This is a genomic window from Amycolatopsis orientalis DSM 43388 (genome assembly GCF_000411975.1).
Taxonomy (GTDB): Bacteria; Actinomycetota; Actinomycetes; order Mycobacteriales; family Pseudonocardiaceae; genus Amycolatopsis; species Amycolatopsis orientalis_D.
In genome coordinates this window covers 77,223-93,436 of sequence record NZ_ASXG01000072.1, presented here as the reverse complement: position 1 = coordinate 93,436, position 16,214 = coordinate 77,223, and the positions used below count along the sequence as shown (strand labels likewise).

The window sequence follows — 16,214 nt, the reverse complement described above, 5'->3', positions numbered from 1 at the left end:
CCCGCCCACCGCCCCGTGCAGCCAGCCCCCACCCTGCACCCCGATACGAAGCCTCCCTGCGGTCTGGGGGTGCTTGTCAAGGCATCTTTCCCGCCTTGACAAGCACCCCCAGACCGTCAGCACAATCGGGCTTCGGGGTGCCCCACGCCACCCCAACTGCAATGTCGCCGCCAGGCGACGAGCAGGACCCAAGACCCGCAGTCGCCGAACCAGCACGGCCGCATCTGGCCAGCACGACCCGGAATCCGCCCTCCGAACCCCACCGGCACCGGACGGCGCAGCCGCATCGCGCCGGAGGACCACCCGAACGGCGCACCCACGAGTATTGTCAAGACGTCAATAACGGTGGACCGTGGAGGGCGACCGATATCCCGGACCGGGAGGGCCTCCATGGCGGACGCGACCTCGAAAACCGGAACCCCGACGGCGGGCGGCGCGCTCGGCAGCCTCGCCCACGCCGGCAGCGACGGCGTCACGAAGCTGTCGGAAAACCTGCGCGGCCGGATGCCGCCGCTGACCGCGATCCCGTTGCCGCGCAAGGTGGACGAACGTTGGCTCGGCGCGCGCTGGCCGGTCCGCGAACTCGCCGCGCCGCCGGCGGGCAGCGGCCTGAAACCGGTCCTCGGCGACGACGGGCCGCCGCTGATCGGGCACACGCTCGACGGGATGCGGTTCGGCCTCGACTTCAGCCTGCGCCGCTTCGAGCAGTTCGGCCCGGTGTCGTGGATGGGCGTGTTCGGCCAGCGGATCGTGACGCTGTCCGGGCCGGAGGCCACCCAGACCGCGCTCGTGAACAAGGACAAGGCCTTTTCCCAGGAGGGCTGGAAGTTCTTCATCGAGCGGTTCTTCGAGCGCGGGCTGATGCTGCTCGATTTCGGCGAGCACCACCTGCACCGGCGGATCATGCAGGAGGCGTTCACCCGCGACCGGCTCCGCGGCTATGTCGCGCAGATGGGTCCGGCGCTGCGCGAAGGCGTCGCGGCGCTGCCGTCCGGACGTCCCCGGCTGTACTGGGCGTTCAAACAGCTGACGCTGGACGTCGCGACGCAGGTGTTCATGGGCATGCGCTCCGCCGCCGACGCCGAACGCATCAACCGCGCGTTCGTGGCGGCTGTGCGCGCCGGTACTGCCGTGGTGCGGTATCCGGTGCCTGGCGGTCGCTGGGCCGCGGGTTTGCGCGGCAGGCGGACGCTCGAGCGCTATTTCGGCGAGAACCTGGCGGCGAAGCGCGAAGCGGACGGCGACGACCTGTTCTCCGCCCTCTGCCACGCGGTTTCCGAGGGCGGCGACCGGTTCAGCGACGCGGACATCGTCAACCACATGATCTTCCTGATGATGGCCGCGCACGACACGACCACCATCACCGCCAGCGCGATGGCCTACTACCTCGCGAAACACCCGGAATGGCAGGAGCGCGCCCGCGAAGAGTCGCTGCGCCTGGGAGACGACCTGCCGGATCTCGAAGCGCTGGAAAGCCTCGAAACGCTCGACCTGGTCATGAAGGAGGCGCTGCGGCTGCGCGCGCCGGTGCCGTCGCTGGCGCGGAAGACCACAAAGGACACTGCCGTCCTCGGCCGCTACCTGCCGGAAGGCACGATGGTCGCGGTTTCGCCGACGCTGAACCACTACTCCCCCGACCACTGGACCGATCCGCTGCGGTTCGACCCCGAGCGGTTCGGCCCGGACCGCCGCGAGGACAAGTCGCACCGGTTCGCGTGGATGCCCTTCGGCGGCGGCGCGCACAAGTGCATCGGGCTGCAGTTCGGCGGGCTGGAGGTGAAAGCGCTCCTGCACGAGCTGCTGCGGGCGCACCGCTGGTCGGTGCCCGAGGCCTACGTCGCCAAGTGGGATTACGTCTCGCTTCCGGTGCCCGCCGACGGCCTCCCCGCACGGTTGGCCTATCGTTGACGGCCGCCGAGCGGGACGGAAAGGTCGACAGCTGGAGACGAAGCCGCAGTACAGGCCACCTTCGTGTACTCAAGGTGACTTGACGTCACCAGTTGTGTAGTGCCCATCACTCGTTCAGCCGGTAGACACCCTGTTTGGTCCGTGATGCCGTGGCATCACTTGCGGCCAACTCGTACCCAGTGTGGGTCTTCGGATCCTCCGCACCGGGTCTGAGCTGGTCTTTGTCCGCGTATGAAGAGGTGGAGTGTGCCGGAGCCTGGTGCCATGCCAGGGTTGGTCGACGTCGCGCGCAAGTACGCGGCGGCGCTGACTGACACCAACGGAGTAACGCTCCCTCCCGCCGAGGTGGAGCGCATCCTGCTCGACTTCGCCGGCGAGGTCGCCGCGCGTCCCGAGGACGCCGGCGCCACGCGCCGGTTCACCGCGCTCTTCTCCTCCGCGCCGCTCGGCATCGCGCTCACCGATTCCGACGGGACCGTCGTCGAGGCGAACCCGGCGCTGGCCCGGCTGCTCGGCGCGTCCCCGATCGAGCTGCGGGACAAGCACATCGCGGATCTCGCGGCCGGTCCGCAGGACGCCGAACGGCTGCGCGCCGCGCTCGACGGCCTGCCGCTCGCCGCCGACGCCCGCCGGACCGTCCAGAGCGTGCAGCTCGGCCACAGCCGCGACGGCGAACTGACCACGAACGTCACGCTCGCGTCGCTGCCCGGCGACCGCCCGGGCACGTACTTCCCGGTGTTCATGGCGGCCGATGACGACGACCTGCACCTGCTCGGCGAGCGGCTGCGGCACCAGAACCTGCACGATTCGCTGACCGGCCTGCCGAACAGCGCCGCGTTCAACGCCCAGCTGGAAGTCGCGCTCGGCTCGGGCGGCTCCGACGAGATCGCCTTGCTGTACCTGGACATCGACGGCTTCAAGGTGATCAACGACGGGCTCGGCGCCGGAATGGGCGACCTGGTGCTGAAGGCGATCTCGCGGAAGCTGAAGGCGGTGTTCGCCGGTCAGCACGAGGGCTACGTCGCGCGGCTGTCCGGCGACGGCTTCGCGGTGCTGCTGCGCGGCCCGGAGCTGACCGCGCAGGAGACCGTCGTGCTGGCCGACCGGGTGCTGGAGGAACTGAGCGAGCCGGTGTACGTCGACGGGCACGGCATCGGCGTCAGCGCGAGCATCGGGATCGTCGTGCGCCCGGCGAACGAAGGCACCCACGGAGACCTGCTGCGCGCGGCTGAACTCGCGCTGCACCGCGCCAAAGAGGCGGGCAAGGCGCAGTGGATGCTGTTCGACCCGCAGCTCGACGAGCGAGACCGCGACCGCTACCAGCTCGGCGCGGTGATCGCCGGCGCGCTGGAGAACGGCGAGTTCTCGCTGGTCTACCAGCCGACGGTCAAGCTCGCGAAACCGGACGAGATCGCCGCGGTGAACGCCGGCCTGCTCTGGAGCCACCCGGAACGCGGCGAACTCGGGCCGGAGGAGTTCTACCCGCTCGCGCAGACCACCGGCATGACCATCCCGCTCGGCAAATGGCTGCTGCAGGAATCGCTCGGCGCGACCGCGCGCTGGCGAGAACGGTACGGCCCGGCCGCGCCGGACGTCTGCATCAAGCTGCCGAACCAGCTGGCCATCGACCCGGATCTGGTGCTGCTGGTGAAGAACCAGCTGGACCGGCACCACCTGCCCGCGCGAGCGCTGCGGCTGTGCACCGACCGCGCGTCGATGTTCGACGGCGAGGGAGAACTGCTGGACTCGTTCAGCGTCCTCGCCGACCTCGGCGCGCAGCTCGTGCTCACCATCACCGGATCGTCCGACCTGGAACTCATCCCGCGCTACCAGCTCCCGGTCAAGCACGTCATCCTGAGCGGCCCGGTCGTCGACGCACTGGCCGTCCCGGACCCGGCCGAGACCGACGTGCGGCACCTGTCGCAACTGGTCACGCGCGCGAAGGAACTGGGACTGCGCATCGGCGCGGAGGGCGTGCGCGACGACAGGCACGCGGCCCGCCTGCGGGAACAGGGCGTGCTCGCGGCGCGCGGTTCGTTCGTGGCGGAGTCCGCGACGGGCGACGAGGTGGACGAAATGATCGCCCGGCACGCCAGCTGACGGCCGAAAGCCCACGATCTCCGCAGTCCGTCGAGGCTGGCCCGGGGCGGGTTCGGACCCGGTTTTGCTAGCTGGCGTAGCGGAACACCCACGCGTGCATCTCGTCCGAATTCACCGGGCGCACGCCGTGCTGGCCGATCTGGACTCCGTATTGCAGCAGCCCGCCCGGGACCTCGTACACCGCGACCGAGAAGACGCACGCGCTGCCAATGGGAGTGATTTGGAAGGTCCCGTTCGGCAATGTGCCTTGAGCGATCACCTCGCCGTCGCCGTCGTAGACGCGCACCGGTGCTCCAGCTTCCGCGTCCGAGTAGGTACCGGTGCACTTGCAGGCCGTTCCCTACGTCAGCTTTTCGCCGCCGCTTGCGGGGATATCGAAGACGCCTTTCATCGTGCGTAGGTCGTGCCGCACGTTACGACCTCCGTCGCCTGCCGCCTGCCGCGGCCTCCTGGCCCCACGGCTCGGGCCGCCGCGCGGCGGAACCAACGCCCGGGCAAGATAAGAGCCATCGATCCGACGGGAAGGACCCCTCCGCGATGCAGCCTGGCGACCTCGCCCCCGATTTCACCCTCCCCGACGACCAGGGCGTCGAACGCACCCTGTCCGCCCTGCTCGCCGACGGTCCGGTCGTGCTGTTCTTCTATCCGGCCGCGATGACGTCCGGCTGCACCGCGGAAAGCTGCCACTTCCGGGACCTCGCCGCGGAATTCGCCGAGGCGGGCGCGCAGCGCGTCGGCATCAGCCCGGACGCCGTCGGCAAGCAGCGCGAGTTCTCCGCGAAGCACGGGTTCGACTATCCGCTGCTGTCCGATGTGGACGGTGTGGTGGCGAAGCAGTTCGGCGTCTGGCGCAAAATCCTGCCCCTGCACACGAAACGGCAGACGTTCGTGATCGGGACCGACCGGCGGGTGCTGGACGTGATCAAGAGCGAGCTCAACTTCACCGCGCACGCGGATCGCGCGTTGAAGGTGCTGCGGGAGCGCGCGGACGCCTGACCTCCCCGGCGACGAGCGCTCCCGCGGCGGGACACGGCCGAAGGCCTACGCGGGCCGCTCAAGCCGCCAGATCACGTGCACCCCGCTGCACGCCGACGGCAGCGGCGGCTCCGCATTCTCCTCCCCCGCCCGGGAAAATCCCAGCCGCTCCGGAACGGCACGGCTGCGGGCGTTGTGCGCGTCATGCCTGATCACCACGTGCGAAGCGCCCAGCCGCCAAGCCAACTCGACCAGCAAAGCACTCGCCCGCGTCACATATCCCTTGCCAGTCTGGGACTTCGCGAGCCAGTACCCGATCTCCCACCCGTCCCCGCGCCGCATCAGGCCGCAGCTGCCGGCCAGTTCGTCGTCCGGCGAGCAGATCGCGTAGTTGTACTCCTCGCCGCGCTCCCAGTCCGCGGCCACACGGGCGAGGAACTCGTCCCCCTTGGCCTGGTCGTAGCCGTCGATCGCCCAGGGCATCCACGCGGCCAGGTGGTCCAGAGATCCCACGACCGCGTCCACGAGCCGGTCCCGATGCTCCGGGCGCCAGCGGACGAGGGTGACCACGCCATCGGCAAGCCTGTCTTCCATGCCGCCATCCTGACAGCGGAAACGGCGGCAGGCTCGCGAATTTCCCCGCGGCCCGCCGCCGTCCCCGGCACGCGTTACTTCACCAGGATGTCCTGCGGCACCTCGGTGTCGTTCTTCAGCGCGTCGAACAGCTGCGCGGACTTCTTCTTGTCCCAGTGCTGCGCCGACGCGTCGGTGATCGGCATCGTGGTGGTCGTGACCCCGTCGGAGGAAATGCCGCGCATCGCGATCGCCAGGCCGACCAGGTTGTGCACGTGGTCGCCGGTGTCCATGGTCAGCGCGTCCGGCGCGGAGCCGAGCAGCGGGAAGAAGTCGAACGGGTTCAGCAGCGTCCCCGGGCTCGCCACCTGGCTCACCAGCGCGCCGATGAACTTCCGCTGGTTCGCCACGCGGTCGAGGTCCGAGCGCGGCGTCGCGTCGGCGTGCCGCATCCGGACGAAGCCGAGCGCCGAGCGTCCGTCGAGCTTCTGGCAGCCCGCCTTGATGTCGATGCCGGTCATCGGGTCGTTCATGTCCTTGTCGATGCACATGTCGACCCCGCCGATCGCGTCGACGATGTTCGCGAAACCGCCGAAGCCGATCTCCGCGTAGTGGTCCATGTGCAGGCCGGTGGCCTGTTCGACCGTCTGGACCAGGAGTTTCGGCCCGCCGAGCGCGAACGCGGCGTTGATCTTGCTCGTGCCGTGGCCGGGGATTTTCACCTGCGAGTCGCGCGGCAGGCTCAGCAGCGTCGGCTTGGTCGAATTGTCCGGGATGTGCGCGATCATGATCGTGTCGGTGCGCGAACCGCCCGCCTCGCCGGTGTCGCCGGTGGCCAGCCGCTCCTCGTCGGCCGCGGACAGGCCCTGACGGCTGTCCGAGCCGACGATCAGCCAGTTCGTGCCCGACGCCGCGGCCGGGCGCCCGGAGTAGTCGCCGATCGCGTCCACCCGGTTGATGGAGAACTCCAGGTACGCCCAGACCGCGCCGAGGAACAGCACGAACACGATCAGCAGCGTCATCAGGATCTTGCCGACGCTCCACCGGCGGCGACGGCGCGGCCGCGGCGGACGGCCCCCGTAGTCCGGCGGGTCTTGCCTCGGCGGCGCGGGCGGCGGCGGAGCCTCGCCGCGGGCGCCCATCGGCCGGGTGCGGCCGTCATACGGGCTCTGCCCTCTCCCCGGCAGCGGCAGCATCTGCGCCCGCTGCTGCTGGCGCGGGCGTGCGGGGGGCTGCGGTGGCCGGGGCGGCATCCGCCGCCTGCCGTCGTCGCCTCCGTACGTCATGGGCCTGTCTCCCCGATCCGGTGTGTGGCCGCGCAGAGTCCCTGCACGGTCCTCCTGCGGTGGACGTGCGGGACCCTACGCGGGTTGTCCCGGCGGGGTGAGACGGCCTCAGCGCGGGTCGGCGAACCCGAACTGGTGGACCTTCAGGTGCCCGGACCGGAACCCTGCCTCGGAGTAGGCCAGGTAGAACTCCCACATCCGCCGGAACACGTCGTCGAACCCGAAGCCGCGGATGTCGTCCCAGCGCTGCTGGAACCGCTCCCGCCACAGCTTGAGCGTGCGGGCGTAGTCCTGGCCGAACTCGCGCATCCCGGCCAGCTTCAGCCGGGTGTTCTCGCGCATCCCGTCCTCGATCGCCTGCACCGACGGGATGATGCCGCCGGGGAAGATGTACTTGTGGATCCACGTGTAGGACTTGGCCGAGGCCAGCATCCGGTCGTGGTCCATGGTGATCGCCTGCAGGCCGAACCGCCCGCCGGGGCGCAGGCGCTTGCCGATCGTGGAGAAGAACGTGGGCCAGTAGGACGCGCCGACCGCCTCGATCATCTCCACGCTGACCACCGAGTCGTACTCGCCGGTGGCCTCGCGGTAGTCGCACAGCCGCACGTCGACGCGGTCGGAGAAGCCCGCCTCGGCGATCCGCGCGTCGGCCAGCACCTTCTGCTCCTGCGAGATCGTCAGCGACGTCACCTTCGCGCCGCGCGAGGCCGCGCGAATGGACAATTCGCCCCACCCGGTGCCGATTTCCAGCACCTCGCTGCCTTCGCGGACGCCGGCGTAGTCGAGCACGCTGTCGAGCTTGCGGTGCTGCGCCTGCGTGAGCGTGTCCCCGGGGCCGAACAGCGCCGAGGAGTACATCATCGACTCGTCCAGGAAGGCGCTGAACAGGTCGTTCGACAGGTCGTAGTGCCGGTGGATGTTCGCCCGCGCGCCCTCGATCGTGTTCTCTTCCTCGGACGGCTGCATCCGCTCGGCGAACCGGCGGAACCGCTGCAGGAAAGGCGGCACGAGCGTGGCGAGCCGCTCGGCGAAGGGCGTCAGCACGCCGGCCAGGTCTTCCGCGGTCCAGTCGCCGACCAGGTACGCCTCGCCGAAGCCGATCTTCGCGTCGGCTCCGAGCCGGTGGAAGAACGCCGCGGGCCGGTGGATGCGCATTTCCGGTGCGTCCGGGCCGCCCGCGCCGAGCACCGTGCCGTCCGGGAACGTGACCCGCACGGCCAGCGTTTTCACCGCGTGCCGGAACAGCGCCTCGGCCGCGCGGGCCCGCAGCGGCGAACGCGGCGGCGTGGCGAGGCCGGGCCATCGGGATTCGTCGGGCACCGGCTGCGAGACCGCCGCCGGATCGACTCGTGACGTGGACAAGACACTCCCTCCGAACGGGCTTTCGAGCCCTTCCCCATGATATTCCCGCTTCGTCCCCGCTGCCCTCGCGACCGGGCCGCGCCCTCCGGTCACCCCGGGATGCGCAGCCGGTCGCCGGAAGGGCGGGACCAGGCCTGCCGGAGAGTCTCGTCCGTCTCGCCCACTCCGATCCGGTCCAGTGTGAAAGCACACATCAGCCGGGTCCAGACCGCGGGACGGCGGAGCATCGAATGGCCCTCGCCGGCGATCTCGAACCGCGCCACCAGGTCGGTGACCTCGCGGGCGCGCGCGGCGAAGGAGTAGGACTCGGCGGGCGAGGTCATCCGGTCGCGGGTGCCGTGCGCGATCAGCACCGCGCGGCCCGCCACCGCGTCCACCGGCTCGTCCCGCGGCGTCCACGGGGCCAGCGCGCACACCCCGGTCACCGCCGGGTCGTCGGCGACGCGCAGCGCGACGCGGCCGCCCATCGAATGGCCGACGAGGACGACGGGAAGACCGGGATGGTCGGCGCGGATGCGCTCCAGCGCCCAGCGGGCGTCCGGCACCGGGCTTTCGGTCCGCCCGTTCCAGCCGTACACCCGGTTCCGCATCAGCCGGACTTCCAGCCCGTGCCGCCGTCCGGCGCGGTGCAGCGAACGGGCCAGCGGCACCATCCGCTGATACGCCAGCCGCCACGGCCGCACGACCGCCGTGCTGCGTTCGGCCCCGCCGTGCAGCACGAGCGCCACCGCGCGGGTCTGCCCGGGGGCGCGCCACACCCGCACGGCCGGATCCGCCTGGCCGCCTTGCCGTTTCCCGTTCACCGGCACCCCCGTTCGATCAACTCCACGGTAATCCACCACGAAGCGTGTCCACCCGATAGATTCGGTGCCCGGACCCGCGAGGAAGGGCAGGTGTGGTGAGCGCCACGGATCTCGGGAAGAGCACTTCGGACCAGCTCGCGGCGGCCGCGAAGGCCAACGCCGCGCAGGTGTCCGCCGCCGCCGACCTGCTGCTGGGGGTGATCCGGGCCGACGCGCTGGTCTTCACCGCCGGCGCCGGGCACTCGCTCGCGGCGGTCGCCGAGACGTTCTACCGCGCGGGCGGGCTCGCCTGCGTGTATCCGCTGTACCACCCGGAACTGCTGCCGCTGCACGGCGCGCAGCAGAGCACGCGCACCGAGCGCCGTTCCGGGCTCGCCGAAGAGGTGCTGAACGAACGCGCGCCGGGACCGGACGACGTGCTGGTCGTGTTTTCCACGTCCGGGGTGAATCCGTACCCGGTCGAACTGGCCGCCGGCGCCCGCCGCCGGGGCGCCGCGGTGATCGCGGTGACGTCGCGGGCTTGCGTGGCCGCCGCGCCGCGACGGTCCGCCACGACGTTGGTCGAGGAAGGCACCGTGGTGCTGGATTCGCTGGTGATTCCCGGCGACGCGAGCTACCCGGCGTCCGCGCCGCGGACCGGGCCACTGTCCACTGTGGTCAACGCGTTCCTGTGGAACCTGATTCTGGCCGAGGTGTACGACCGGGGCGCCGCGGAAGGGCTCGACGTTCCGCTGTGGCGCAGCTCCAATGTGGAGGGTGGCGACGCGGCGAACGCGGCGCTGCTGGCGAAGTACGAACCTCGGGTGCCCGCCCTGCGCTGATCGCGTCGTGAGTGGCGGCGCCGGTTAGAACCGGCGCCGCCACTCACGAGTCCTTACGCCGCAGCAGGCTCCTCCGAGAACTGCGTGTGGTACAGCTCCGCGTACCGACCTTCCAGCGTCAGCAGCTCGTCGTGCGTGCCGCGCTCCACGATGTCCCCGTTTTCCACCACCAGAATCAGATCCGCCGCCCGCACGGTCGACAGCCGGTGCGCGATCACCAGCGACGTCCGGCCTTCCAGCGCGCCGGTGAGCGCTTCGCCCACCGCGGCCTCGGATTCCGAATCCAGGTGCGCGGTCGCCTCGTCCAGCACGACGACCTTCGGCTGCGCCAGCAGCAAGCGCGCGATGGTGAGCCGCTGCCGTTCGCCGCCGGAGAGCCGGTAGCCGCGTTCGCCGACGGTCGTGTCCAGTCCGTCCGGCAGGGAGCGCACCAGCTCGCCCAGCCGGGCCTTCTCCAGCGCGGCCCAGATCTCGTCGTCCGTGACGCCCGGGCGCGCGTAGCTCAGGTTGGCCCGGATCGTGTCGTGGAAGAGGTGCCCGTCCTGGGTCACCACTCCGACGGTTTCCCGCAGCGAAGCGAAGCCCAGGTCCTTGACGTCCACATCGGACAGCCGGACCGAACCGGCGTCCACGTCGTACAGCCGCGGCAGCAGCGAAGCGATCGTCGACTTGCCGGCGCCGGACGAACCGACCAGCGCGACCATCTGCCCGGCTTCGGCGCGGAAGCTGATGCCGTGCAGCACTTCTTCGCCGCCTCGGGTGTCCAAAGTGGCCACGTCCTCCAGCGACGCGAGCGAGAACTTGTCCGCCGCCGGGTACCCGAACTTCACGTCGGAGAACTCCACCGAAACCCCGCCCTCGGGCAGTTTCTTCGGCTCGGCCGGCTCCTTGATCATCGGCTCCAGGTCCAGCACCTCGAAGACCCGCTCGAACGACACCAGCGCGGTCATCACGTCCACGCGCACGTTCGCGAGCGCGGTCAGCGGCGTGTACAGCCGGGTCAGCAGCAGCGCCAGCGCCACGACGGTGCCGGGCTCGAGCTTGCCGGTGAGCGCCAGGTAGCCGCCGAGACCGTAGACCAGCGCCTGCGCGAGCGCGGACACGAGGGTCAGGCTCGTCATGAACCAGCGCGTCAGCATCGCGGTGCGGACCCCGATGTCGCGCACCCGCCCGGCGCGGAGGCCGAAGTCGGCCACCTCCTGCCGCGGCCGGCCGAAGAGCTTCACCAGCGTCGCGCCCGGCGCGGAGAACCGTTCGGTCATCTGGGTGGTCATCCCGGCGTTGAGCTGCGCGGCCTCGCGCTGCAGCCCGGCCATGCGCCGGCCGAGCCGCCGGGCGGGCAGCACGAAAATCGGCAACAGCACCAGGGCGACGAGCGTGACCTGCCAGGAGAGCGACATCATCACCACCAGCGACAGCGCCAGCTGGATCACATTGGTGACCAAACCGGACAAAGTCGCGGTGAACGTGCGCTGCGCGCCGATCACGTCGTTGTTGAGCCTGCTGACCAGCGCGCCGGTGCGGGTGCGGGTGAAGAACGCGATGGGCAGCTTCTGCACGTGCTCGAACACCGCCACGCGCAGGTCGTAGATGATGCCCTCGCCGATCCGGGCCGACTGCCAGCGCTCGGCGAGGCCGAACCCGGCGTCAAGGATCGCCAGCACCGCGATCACCACCGACAGCCAGACGACCACGGTCAGCTCGTGCCTGCCGACGATCGCGTCGACCACCTTGCCCGCGAGCACCGGGGTCGTCACGGCGAGCACCGCCGAGATCACGGTGAGCACCAGGAAGGCCAGCAGCCGCGCCCAGTGCGGCCGGGCGAACCGCGCGACCCGGCGGACCGTGCCCCGGGTCAGCGCTTTCGGCGCGTCGCCCGCCCGCATCGCGGAGCTCAGCAGCGCCCAGGTGTTGTCCATTGGAGTGTCCCCCAGTTTGTCAAAAACCTCTAGTTTAGTTGAACTTTTTTCCGGAGATGCCCTGCACAACACCGGGACGTCCGGCATTCTTCCCGACGCCCGCGCCGGATGCCGACCCTCCCCGGCGGGACCCGCCCGGACCTCGGGACCGGGCCGGGGCGCGAGCGGCGCGGCCCGGCTCGGTAGCCTGGCGTTTCGGGGTCGGCGAGCCGGGGAGGAAACGCGGGTGCAACTGCTGATGGCCCCTGCGCGCGCCGAAGCGGCCCATCCGGTGCGGGTCGCCGCGTGGGATCTCGTCTTTTATCTCGGCTGCTTCGCCTTCGCACTCGGCACCGCGCTCGCTTCCGAGTTCTACGGCTACCGGATCTGGGGAAATTTCGCCGTCGCCGGATACGGATTGGCCGCGGCGCACAGTGCGTGGCTGATGATTTCCACGCGCCGCGGAATGCAAACTAACGGCAAATTCGGTTCGCGCTGGATCGGAATCGGCGCGATTGTCGTGCTCGCGATGTGCGCGCCGCTGCTGGTGCTCGTGCTCCGGCGGCTGACCGGAACGGACTGGCTGATCACTCCGTTTTCCTGGGCCGCGCAGCCCGAGGTCTGGGTGATCGAACGCAGCGCGGATCTGTTGCTGCGCCACGGAACGCCGTACGTCGACCTCGCCGCGCTCGACCGCGCACCGGAGGTGAACGACTACACGCCGTACGGCCCGGTGATGACCGTCTTCGGGCTGCCGCGCGCGTTGCTGGGCGGCAACCCGGTCCTCAATGCACTGACCGACGCGCGCTGGATGTTCGCGCTGGCCGCGGTGCTCTGCGCGTACGCGTCCTGGCGGCTGCTGAACCGGCCCCGGATCCCGGTTTTCGCCGCACAGCTGGCGATCGCCTGTCCGCTGACCGCGCTGACCTGGGCGGTGGCCGGGCCGGACCTCGCGATCGTGGGCCTGCTGGTGCTGACTTTCGCGCTCGCCGCGACCGGCCGTCCAGGATGGACCGGGTTCGTGCTGGCGCTGGTGATCAGCGCGAAACTGATCGTCGCGCCGGCCGCCGCGGTGCTCGCGGTCTACGTTCACCAGCGCGCTCGCGGCGAAAATCCTTGGGCGGCAACGGGTCGCTTCGCGGCCGCGCTGACCGCGGCGACGATCGCCCTGCATCTGCCGGTGTATCTGGTGAACCCGGCGGCGTTCACCGAGCACGTGATCCGCTTCCCGCTCGGCATGGGCGCGGTCCGCTCCCCCGCGGCGAGCCCGCTGCCCGGGCACCTGATCGCGCAGACCGGACCGGCCGGCACCGTGATTTCCCTGGTGCTGGTGGGTGTTGCGGCGGCGGCGATGCTGCTCTGGCTGGCGCGCCGGCCCCCCGCGACGGGATCCGCTGCACTGACGCGAACCGCCGTCGGACTCGGCGCGTTGATCCTGCTTACCCCGGCCACCCGGTACGGCTACCTCGTGTACCCGCTGGTACTCCTCGGCGCCGCGCTGACCTTCCGGACGACCGGACCGACCGTGCGCCCCCCGCGCAGCGGCCGCGCTGACGCTACTTCTTCTTGACTCGCGTGGCCCCGCCGCGCCCCCGCAGCTGGACCCCGGACTCCGACAGCACCCGGTGGACGAACCCGTAGGACCGTCCGGTGGATTCGGCCAGCGCCCGGATGCTCGAGCCCTTCTCGTATTTCTTCTTCAGGTCAGCGGCCAGCTTGTCGCGCGTGTTGCCGGTGATCCGCGCGCCTTTCTTGAGATCAGCCACGTCGATCGCCTTCCCGCCGAGTGGTGGTTCCGGGCCATTAGCGGCCCCTGCCGGGGCAATGATCGAACACTACGCGCCGGATTGCCAGACGACAGCCGTAAAACGATCGAAACCGCGATCACATTGGGCCATTCCAGTGCTTTGCCCGACACGGTCAGCACCCGAACGGACGCACTCGGTCAGGCAAGCTGGACAAGTTCCAGATAGTCCTCGGACCAGTGGTCCTCGGTGCCGTCCGGAAGCAGGATCACGCGCTCGGGCTCGAGCGCCTCGACCGCGCCCGGGTCGTGCGTCACCAGCACGACCGCGCCGGCGAAGCTGCGCAGCGCGTCGAGCACCTGCGCGCGGCTGGCCGGGTCCAGGTTGTTCGTCGGTTCGTCCAGCAGCAGCACATTGGCTTGGCTGGACACGAGTCCAGCGAGCGCGAGCCGGGTCTTCTCGCCGCCGGACAGCGTTCCGGCGGGCTGGTCGAGCTGTTCGCCGGTGAACAGGAACGAGCCGAGCAGGTTCCGCAGCTCCTGCGCGCCGGTGTCCGGGGCGAGGTGGCGGATGTTTTCCCACACCGACGCTTCGTGATCGAGCGTTTCGTGTTCCTGTGCGTAATAGCCCAAACGCAATCCGTGACCCGATTCGACCGATCCGGTGTCCGGCGTTTCCATTCCGCCGAGCAGCCGGAGCAAAGTCGTCTTTCCGGCGCCGTTCAATCCGAGGACCACGACCTTGGAGCCGCGGTCGATCGCCAGATCGACTCCGGTGAAGATCTCGAGCGAACCGTACGACTTGGACAATCCGTCCGCGGTCAGCGGCGTGCGCCCGCACGGGGCCGGGTCCGGGAACTTGATCCGGGCGACCTTGTCCGCCTGGCGCGTCTCGTCGAGCGAGGACAGCATCTGCTCCGCGCGCCGGGCCATGTTCTTGGCCGCGACGGCCTTGGTCGCCTTCGCGCCGAGCTTCGCCGCCTGCGCCTGCAGCGCGGACGCCTTCTTCTCGGCGTTCGCGCGCTCGCGGCGGCGGCGCTTCTCGTCGGTGGCGCGCGCGTCGAGGTAGCGCTGCCAGCTCATGTTGTAGATGTCGATCTCGCCGCGCGTGGCGTCGAGGAACCACACCTTGTTCACGACGTCGCCGAGCAGTTCGACGTCGTGGCTGATCACCACGAGCCCGCCGTCGTGCTGCTTGAGGAAGCCGCGCAGCCAGTTGATCGAGTCGGCGTCGAGGTGGTTGGTCGGCTCGTCCAGCAGCAGGATCGTCTCGGATTTGCCGCCCGCGCCCGCCTCGGCGGCGGCGAACAGGATGCGCGCCAGCTCGACGCGGCGGCGCTGCCCGCCGGACAGCGTGCTGAGCGTCTGCGACAGGATGCGGTCGGCGAGGCCGAGGTTCGAGCAGATCCGCGCGGCCTCGCTCTCCGCGGCGTACCCGCCGAGCGCGGAGAACCGCTCCTCGAGCCGCGCGTAGCGGTTGATCGCCTTGTCCCGCTGCTTGTCGTCGACCAGCTCGGACATCGCGGTCTGCGCCTTTTCCATGTCGCGCAGCAGGGTGTCGAGGCCGCGCGCGGACAGCACGCGGTCCTTCGCGGTGACCGACAGGTCGCCCTCGCGCGGGTCCTGCGGCAGATAGCCGAGTTCGCCGCTGCGCCGGACGTCGCCGGCGTGCGGCTCGCCCTCGCCCGCGAGGACTTTCAGCGAGGTGGTCTTGCCCGCGCCGTTGCGGCCGACGAGGCCGATGCGGTCGCCGGACTGGATGCGGAGGGTGGCGCCGTTGAGCAGGATGCGCGAGCCGGCGCGCAGCTCAAGGCCAGTGGCCGTGATCAAGAGAACTCCCGGATACGGGGGCGGTCTGATGGACGTGCTGGAGCGCCCCGGCACCGCGTGCGATGCGGGGCGGGCGGCTATTCTCTCTGAATCCGCACCAATGCCCTGTTGACCACGCATCCAGTGTACGGGTCGGGGTCGAACGGTTTTCGCGGCCGTGTCCGGATTCACTCGCGCCCTGCTGTCGGCTCCCTCACCACCAGCTCCGCCGCGCGTGCCCGCCGCGCCGCCTCGGCCAGCACCTCGCGGCGGGGTTCGGGGATCTCGAGCACGCGCGGCTCGGCCCGGTCGAACAGCGTCGCGAGCCGGCGGTCAGCGCGCAGCTCGCCGAGCGCCCGGCGGTCTCCGCCGAGCACCACAGCGTCCACTTCGGACAGTCGCGGCAGCAGAACCTCGAACGCGTCCTGAGCGGCCGACCGCAGCGCGGCCCGCGTTTGGCCTTCGCGGCGGCGCGCGAAGCGTTGCTGCGACCATCCGCCCGCTGCGGTCCGGCCTTGCCCGTGATGGCGGTCGGTTCGGGAGAGGACCACCCGTCCGTCGTAAGCGAGTCCGAGCGAATGCCCGCCTTTCCGCACCAGCAGCAGCGCGATCAGCCTCGGTGTCCGCACGTGGTCGAGCAAGGGTTCGACGGCCAGTCCGGGATATTCGCCTTCAGTTCGCAACGGTCCGAACGGGACAGTCACGGTGGCCGTGGTGCCGTTTCGGCTCTGACTCGCACGTGGGTCGCGGCGAGAACCGACGAGCAGTTTGCTGTCTATTTTGGACTCCGTCGCGGTCTGCCCGGCCTTGACCGCCTGCAACGCGGCGATCTGCCTGTTCGCGATCGAGTCCACTGTGGACTCCTGCGCTCCGGCCAGTGGCGGTGTCGCCAGCCCGGCGGCAAGCACCGCCGCGGCGACCACGCCCGTCCGTCT

General features: G+C 70.3%; 14 protein-coding genes and 1 pseudogene. 5 read left to right on the top strand and 10 right to left on the bottom strand.

Annotated features, from left to right (window positions below):
* The first annotated feature begins 504 nt into the window (after positions 1-504).
* Complete coding sequence (locus L942_RS12585) at positions 505-1,908, top strand: cytochrome P450 (protein ID WP_051165908.1); 1,404 nt, start codon at positions 505-507, stop codon at positions 1,906-1,908.
* Between the two features lie 264 nt (positions 1,909-2,172).
* Positions 2,173-4,008 (top strand): diguanylate cyclase domain-containing protein, encoded by a 1,836-nt coding sequence (locus L942_RS12580; protein WP_037359264.1) that lies wholly within the window; start codon positions 2,173-2,175, stop codon positions 4,006-4,008.
* Positions 4,009-4,075: 67 nt separating this feature from the next.
* Here L942_RS12580 and L942_RS12575 read toward each other — a convergent pair whose 3' ends face one another.
* The gene (locus L942_RS12575; RefSeq protein WP_037359261.1) at positions 4,076-4,294 is read right to left on the bottom strand and encodes a hypothetical protein; all 219 of its coding nucleotides are present in this window, start codon (positions 4,292-4,294) and stop codon (positions 4,076-4,078) included.
* A 251-nt stretch (positions 4,295-4,545) separates the two neighbouring features.
* Between L942_RS12575 and L942_RS12570 the strand changes: the two genes are divergently transcribed.
* Positions 4,546-5,004 (top strand): peroxiredoxin, encoded by a 459-nt coding sequence (locus tag L942_RS12570; protein ID WP_037359258.1) that lies wholly within the window; start codon positions 4,546-4,548, stop codon positions 5,002-5,004.
* A 45-nt stretch (positions 5,005-5,049) separates the two neighbouring features.
* On the opposite strand, the gene L942_RS12565 is transcribed toward L942_RS12570, so the two are convergent.
* From L942_RS12565 to L942_RS12550, 4 genes are all read right to left on the bottom strand, one after another.
* Positions 5,050-5,577 (bottom strand): GNAT family N-acetyltransferase, encoded by a 528-nt coding sequence (locus tag L942_RS12565; RefSeq protein ID WP_037359256.1) that lies wholly within the window; start codon positions 5,575-5,577, stop codon positions 5,050-5,052.
* A gap of 74 nt (positions 5,578-5,651) precedes the next feature.
* A complete protein-coding gene (locus tag L942_RS12560) occupies positions 5,652-6,842 on the bottom strand; it encodes an LCP family protein (protein WP_037359255.1) in 1,191 nt (396 codons plus the stop codon).
* A 108-nt stretch (positions 6,843-6,950) separates the two neighbouring features.
* Positions 6,951-8,204 (bottom strand): SAM-dependent methyltransferase, encoded by a 1,254-nt coding sequence (locus tag L942_RS12555; RefSeq protein ID WP_037359253.1) that lies wholly within the window; start codon positions 8,202-8,204, stop codon positions 6,951-6,953.
* Positions 8,205-8,293: 89 nt separating this feature from the next.
* The gene (locus L942_RS12550; protein WP_037359371.1) at positions 8,294-9,007 is read right to left on the bottom strand and encodes an alpha/beta hydrolase; all 714 of its coding nucleotides are present in this window, start codon (positions 9,005-9,007) and stop codon (positions 8,294-8,296) included.
* Positions 9,008-9,099: 92 nt separating this feature from the next.
* Between L942_RS12550 and L942_RS12545 the strand changes: the two genes are divergently transcribed.
* On the top strand, positions 9,100-9,828 hold the full coding sequence (locus L942_RS12545; RefSeq protein ID WP_037359252.1) for a sugar isomerase domain-containing protein: 729 nt from the start codon (positions 9,100-9,102) through the stop codon (positions 9,826-9,828).
* Positions 9,829-9,881: 53 nt separating this feature from the next.
* Here the strand turns inward: L942_RS12545 and L942_RS12540 are convergent, their stop codons facing one another.
* Complete coding sequence (locus L942_RS12540) at positions 9,882-11,747, bottom strand: ABC transporter ATP-binding protein (RefSeq protein WP_037359250.1); 1,866 nt, start codon at positions 11,745-11,747, stop codon at positions 9,882-9,884.
* A gap of 238 nt (positions 11,748-11,985) precedes the next feature.
* On the opposite strand from L942_RS12540, the gene L942_RS12535 reads away from it, so the two are divergent.
* Complete coding sequence (locus L942_RS12535) at positions 11,986-13,296, top strand: glycosyltransferase 87 family protein (RefSeq protein WP_200862794.1); 1,311 nt, start codon at positions 11,986-11,988, stop codon at positions 13,294-13,296.
* Here the strand turns inward: L942_RS12535 and L942_RS12530 are convergent.
* From L942_RS12530 to L942_RS12520, 4 genes and pseudogenes are all read right to left on the bottom strand, one after another.
* On the bottom strand, positions 13,283-13,492 hold the full coding sequence (locus tag L942_RS12530; RefSeq protein ID WP_003071237.1) for a helix-turn-helix domain-containing protein: 210 nt from the start codon (positions 13,490-13,492) through the stop codon (positions 13,283-13,285). The two genes, L942_RS12535 and L942_RS12530, sit on opposite strands and share 14 nt — an antisense overlap.
* Before the next feature lie 179 nt (positions 13,493-13,671).
* Positions 13,672-14,598, bottom strand: a complete 927-nt coding sequence (locus L942_RS46310) for an ABC-F family ATP-binding cassette domain-containing protein (protein ID WP_440201312.1) — start codon at positions 14,596-14,598, stop codon at positions 13,672-13,674.
* Positions 14,599-14,721: 123 nt separating this feature from the next.
* Positions 14,722-15,309 (bottom strand): annotated as a pseudogene (locus L942_RS46305) (ATP-binding cassette domain-containing protein); the annotation flags it as partial.
* Positions 15,310-15,467: 158 nt separating this feature from the next.
* Positions 15,468-16,202 carry an acVLRF1 family peptidyl-tRNA hydrolase gene (locus L942_RS12520; protein WP_440201311.1) on the bottom strand — a complete coding sequence of 245 codons (735 nt, stop codon included), beginning with the start codon at positions 16,200-16,202 and terminating at the stop codon, positions 15,468-15,470.
* Between the last annotated feature and the right edge of the window lie 12 nt (positions 16,203-16,214).

Bases quoted from the DNA above. Each gene is read 5' to 3' on its own strand.
- L942_RS12535 (WP_200862794.1), top strand. From the start codon at position 11,986: ATGGCCCCTGCGCGCGCCGAAGCGGCCCATCCGGTGCGGGTCGCCGCG.
- L942_RS12585 (WP_051165908.1), top strand. From the start codon at position 505: ATGCCGCCGCTGACCGCGATCCCGTTGCCGCGCAAGGTGGACGAACGT.
- L942_RS12540 (WP_037359250.1), bottom strand. From the start codon at position 11,747: ATGGACAACACCTGGGCGCTGCTGAGCTCCGCGATGCGGGCGGGCGAC.
- L942_RS12560 (WP_037359255.1), bottom strand. From the start codon at position 6,842: ATGACGTACGGAGGCGACGACGGCAGGCGGCGGATGCCGCCCCGGCCA.
- L942_RS12565 (WP_037359256.1), bottom strand. From the start codon at position 5,577: ATGGAAGACAGGCTTGCCGATGGCGTGGTCACCCTCGTCCGCTGGCGC.
- L942_RS12570 (WP_037359258.1), top strand. From the start codon at position 4,546: ATGCAGCCTGGCGACCTCGCCCCCGATTTCACCCTCCCCGACGACCAG.
- L942_RS12580 (WP_037359264.1), top strand. From the start codon at position 2,173: ATGCCAGGGTTGGTCGACGTCGCGCGCAAGTACGCGGCGGCGCTGACT.